Source organism: Micromonospora sp. NPDC003776, from assembly GCF_053605645.1.
On record NZ_JBSGJR010000564.1, the window covers coordinates 1 to 4,541 of the forward strand.

Consider the following 4,541-nt stretch of genomic DNA (forward strand, 5'->3'; position numbering starts at 1 on the left):
CCTGCTCGCGGCGCACCTCCGCCTGGCGGGCGGCCAGCCAGGCCGCCTCCCGGGCCTCCGCGCGCCGCCGGCGGCGTTCGGCCAGGGCCCGCTGCCGCAGGTGTACGACGTACGCCACGAGCAGGGTCCCGGTCACCGAGACGCTGATCCAGAACCCCGGACTGACCAGCACCACGCCGATCAACTCGACGAAGTTGAGCAGCAGCAGCGCGGCCAGCACCCGCCGGCGGCGGTAGATCGCCGGGGTGTGCCGACGCTTCGGGGGGTGCCGTCGGCGGGACCTGGCCGGGGCGGGCTGGACCGACCGGAGCCGGCCGGAGCGGCGGCGCGCCGGGGGCGCCGAGACCGGCGGGGCGAGACTCCCCGTGTCGGAATCTTCACTCAGGGTGACGACAAGGGATCGAGGTGGGCGCACCGGCCGCCGTCCGGGCACGGTCCGCCGCCGACGCCGGCGCTGGAGCACCCGCGCCGTCGACTGCGCCCGCTCCGCCACCAGCCGCTCGGTGGCGTCGTACCGGCGAACCAGCGCCGGCGCGAGGGCGAGCAGGCCGGCGGCGGCGAGGACGGCGAGGAGCACCGAGGTCGGCACCCTCACCCCTCCCGTCACCGAATTCGGGGCGAGCGCCGCCGCGCCGCAACTTGTTCCGTCATCCGTCGTTCACGGCGCAGATCGTGCGGTCGCCGCAGCGCTTGCCACAGCTTGCAGTTACTTGAGGTTACGGGCCGCCGACCCGGTTCACCCGGATGCCGCGCCGGGCGTGGCGGGTGGGACCGTTCACCCTCGACTGTCACGCACGCGGTGCCACCGCGCGAGCAGACCGCCCTCGGCCGCCACTTCCTCGTTGGTCATCGCGTATCCGATGTGGTCGCGCCAGGCGCCGTCGATGTGCATGTACCGCACGTGGTAGGCCTCCTCGCGGAAGCCGAGCTTCTCCACCACCCGCCGGGACGGGAGGTTCTCCGGGCGGATGTTCACCTCGATCCGGTGCAGCCCGCCGGGGCCGAAGGCGTGGTCGACCGCGAGGGCCACGGCGGTGGGGATCAGTCCACGACCGGCCACCCGGGAGTCCACCCAGTAGCCGACGTACCCGGAGCAGAACGCCCGGCGGACGATGCTGCCCACGTTGAGGTGACCGACCAGCCGCTCCCGCCCGTCCTCGCGCAGGCAGACGGCGAACGGCATCCCCTCACCGGTACGCGCCGAGCGCCGCTGGTCGGCGTGGACGAAGCGGAACGCGGCCGGCGAGTTCACCTCGTCCCACGTGCCGGGCAGGTGAGACTCCCAGGGGGACAGCCAGGCCTGGTTGGCGCGCCGGATCTCCGACCAGGCCGCCGCATCGGAGCGCTTGTACGGCCGCAGCACCACCGGCCCGTCCACCAGCACCGCCGGCCAGCCCGGCGGCCGTCGGAACATCACCGGCGCCGGTCCAACAGCAGCACGTCCACAGTCGACCCGGCGGCGGCGGTGGTGACCCGCTCGCCGAGGACCAGCAGGCCGTTCGCCTCGGCCAGCCCGGACAGGGTGTAGGGGCCGCCGGCGAGCGGCTGGACCGTGTAGCCGCCGCCGCGCCGCTCGGCCACGTGCGCCGGCCGGAACTCGCGCAGCCCCGCCGGGGACGAGACGGTCTCCAGCAGGTGCGCGCGGACGCTGGGCCGGAACACCGGCTCGGCGCCGGCCAGCAGCTGGATGGCCGGCCGGGCCAGCACCTCGAAGCCGATCAGCGCCGCGCCGGGCTCACCGGGAAGACACACCACCGGCACCTCCTCGGCGCCGACCGTACCGAATCCGAGGGCCGTTCCGGGATAGAGAGCGACCTCTGTGAAGGTGACCGGCCCGGCCCGGCCGCCCTCCCGCCGGGACAGGATGCGGCGCACCATGTCGCCGGGACCGGTGCCGGTGCCACCGGTCGTGATGATCAGGTCGGCCCGCAGGGTCTGGTCCTCCAGCAGCCCACGCAGCCCCTCCGGGTCGTCGTCGCAGATCCCCACCCGGTACGCGAGCGCGCCCGCCTCGGCCGCGGCGGCGGTCAACGCGTGCGAGTTGGTGTCCACCACCTGGCCGGGCTGGCTGCCCCGGCCGACGTCGACCAGTTCGTCGCCGGTGGCCACGATGACCACCCGGGGGCTGGGCCGGACTACCACGTGCCCGATGCCGGTGGCGGCGAAGACGGCCACCAGGGCCGGCGAGACGTACGTGCCGGCGCGGGCGAGCAGCGTGCCGGCCGGCAGTTCCTCACCGGCGCGGCGGACGCCGTACCCCCGCTTGGGGGCGCGGAAGATCTCCACCGCGGCCATGCCCTGGTCGGTCCACTCGACGGGGACCACCACGTCGGCGCCGATGGGCAGCGGTGCACCCGCGGCCACCGAGAAGCAGGAGCCGGGGGTGAGCCGCACCGGCCGCCAGCTCGCCGCGCCCAGGTCGCCGACCACGTTCAGCCGGATGCTGCGGCCACCGGGAATACCGGAGGGGGCCGGGACGTAGCCCGGCCCCCGGCTCCCTCCGGAGATGTCCTCCCAGCGCGCGGCGTACCCGTCCACCGCCGCCTGGTCGAAGGCGGGGAACGAGTGCGGCGCGACCACGTCCTCGGCGAGAACGTTGCCGTACGCCTGGGTGAGGTCGAGGTCGAGCGGAGGCAGCGCGCGTAACCTGCGCAGCACGCTGCCCAGGTAGTCGGCGAGCGGCGTCAACTCGTTCGCGGCCGCCTCGGCGTCGGCCGTCGCGGTCATGTATTGGGACCGCCCGACGCGTCGATGTTCACGAACTCGGCCAGCCACTTGCGGAACTCCGGGCCGAGGTCCTCGCGCTCGGCGGCGATCTGGACCACGGTCTGCAGGTAACCGAGCGGCATGCCGGTGTCGTAGCGGGTGCCCCGGTAGACGATGGCGTGCACCGGCACCCCCTCCGTACGCAGCAGCTCCATCGCGTCGGTCAGCTGGATCTCGCCACCGCTGCCCGGCTTGGTCCGCTTGATCGCGTCGAAGATCCGCCCCGGCAGCACGTACCGGCCGAGCACGGCCAGGTTGCTCGGCGCGTCCTCCGGCTTCGGCTTCTCCACCATGCCGGTGACCTTGACGACCTCGGCGATGTCGGTCAGCTCCGACTCGGCCGGCTCGACCGAGGCGATGCCGTACCGGCTGGTCTCGGCCGGGTCGACCTCGAAGAAGGCGAGCACCACCCCGCCGGTCCGCGCCTGCAGCTCCAGCATGGCCGGCAGCAGCGGCTCCGAGGGCTTGACGAACTCGTCGCCGAGCAGCACCGCGAAGGGCGCGTCGCCGACGTGGGCCTCCGCGTACCCGACGGCGTGGCCGAGGCCGAGCTGCTCGGGCTGCCGGACCGTGTAGATGTCGGCCAGGTCCTCGGTGCGCTTGACGGCGGCCAGCAGCTCGGGCTTCTTCGCCAGCCGCTCCTCCAGGTCGGGCCGGCGGTCGAAGTGGTCCACCATGGCGGTCTTGCCGCGCCCGGTGATCAGCAGCACGTCGCTGATGCCGGCCTGGGCGGCCTCCTCGACGATGTACTGCAGCACCGGCCGGTCCACGACCGGCAGCAGCTCCTTCGGTACCGCCTTGGTGGCCGGCAGGAACCGGGTGGCCAGGCCGGCGGCCGGGATGACGGCCTTGACCGCACGGGATCGGCCGGTCGCGGCGGCCGCTGAGGGGTTCGCTGAGTGCTCCGACATGTCGCGAGACTATCGGCCACGGCTCTGCCGCGGCGGGTGAGGACCGGAAGACGCGCCGCCTTGACCCGCTCCGGTGGGGTCCGGCGCGCCCGCCCGGGGCAGTCCGTCGGACGGGCTGACCGTCGCGGCCACCACCGGTATCTCCCTGTTAGGCGAGGGGTCCGGGGGCTGAGCCAGCCGGTAGCCGTCCCGGCCGGCGGCCTTGGCCGCGTAGAGGGCGTCGTCGGCGGCGTCGAGGACCTGCTGGCCGGTGGCGGCGTGGTCGGGGTAGACGGCGATGCCGATGGAGACGGTCACCGGCACCCGCACCGGCTCGCCGCCGTGCCCCTTGACCGGCACGGGATGGTCCCGGACCACCGCGCCGAGGCGCTCGGCGACGATCGTCGCGCCGCGGGCGTCGGTCTCCGGCAACAGCACCACGAACTCCTCGCCGCCCTGCCGGAACGCCAGGTCCATCTCGCGGATCTCGCCGCGCACCCGGCGGGCGAACTCGACCAGGACGGCGTCGCCGGCGGCATGCCCCCAGGTGTCGTTGACGTTCTTGAACCGGTCCAGGTCGAGGGCGAGGACGCTGAGCATCCGGCCGAACCGGTTGGCGCGTTCCACCTCGCGCCGGATCGACTCGCGCAGGTAGCGGTAGTTCCACAGCCCGGTGAGCGGATCGGTCAGCGAGAGCCGCTGGGCCTCCTCGTGCACCCGGACGTTCTCCACCGCCACCGCGGCGTGCCCGGCGAACGTGCGCAGGGTGGCCAGGTCGTCGTCGTCGAACTCGGTGTCACCCGCCCGGTCGTAGAGGACCAGCACGCCGAGGGCCCCGGCGCCGACCGGGCCGGGCGACGGCGCCGGGACGCCGCCGGACGGTGC

At 74.3% G+C, this 4,541-nt stretch carries 5 protein-coding genes; all 5 read right to left on the minus strand.

Going from position 1 to position 4,541, the window contains the following annotated elements:
* The coding region (gene sepX, locus ACWEVO_RS30885) for a divisome protein SepX/GlpR (protein WP_452310991.1) at positions 1 to 595 on the minus strand (595 nt) is incomplete at its 3' end.
* 180 nt (positions 596 to 775) lie between these two features.
* Entirely contained in the window at positions 776 to 1,414 is a 639-nt protein-coding gene (locus ACWEVO_RS30890) for a GNAT family N-acetyltransferase (protein ID WP_452310995.1), read from the minus strand.
* Positions 1,414 to 2,727: a molybdopterin molybdotransferase MoeA gene (locus tag ACWEVO_RS30895; RefSeq protein WP_452310992.1), complete on the minus strand. Its 1,314-nt coding sequence runs from the start codon at positions 2,725 to 2,727 to the stop codon at positions 1,414 to 1,416. Before ACWEVO_RS30895 ends, ACWEVO_RS30890 begins: the two co-directional genes overlap by 1 nt.
* Complete coding sequence (locus ACWEVO_RS30900; RefSeq protein WP_452310993.1) at positions 2,724 to 3,677, minus strand: UTP--glucose-1-phosphate uridylyltransferase; 954 nt, start codon at positions 3,675 to 3,677, stop codon at positions 2,724 to 2,726. Before ACWEVO_RS30900 ends, ACWEVO_RS30895 begins: the two co-directional genes overlap by 4 nt.
* 9 nt (positions 3,678 to 3,686) lie before the next feature.
* Positions 3,687 to 4,541, minus strand: an 855-nt coding sequence (locus tag ACWEVO_RS30905) for a diguanylate cyclase (RefSeq protein WP_452310994.1), incomplete at its 5' end; no start/stop codon positions are given.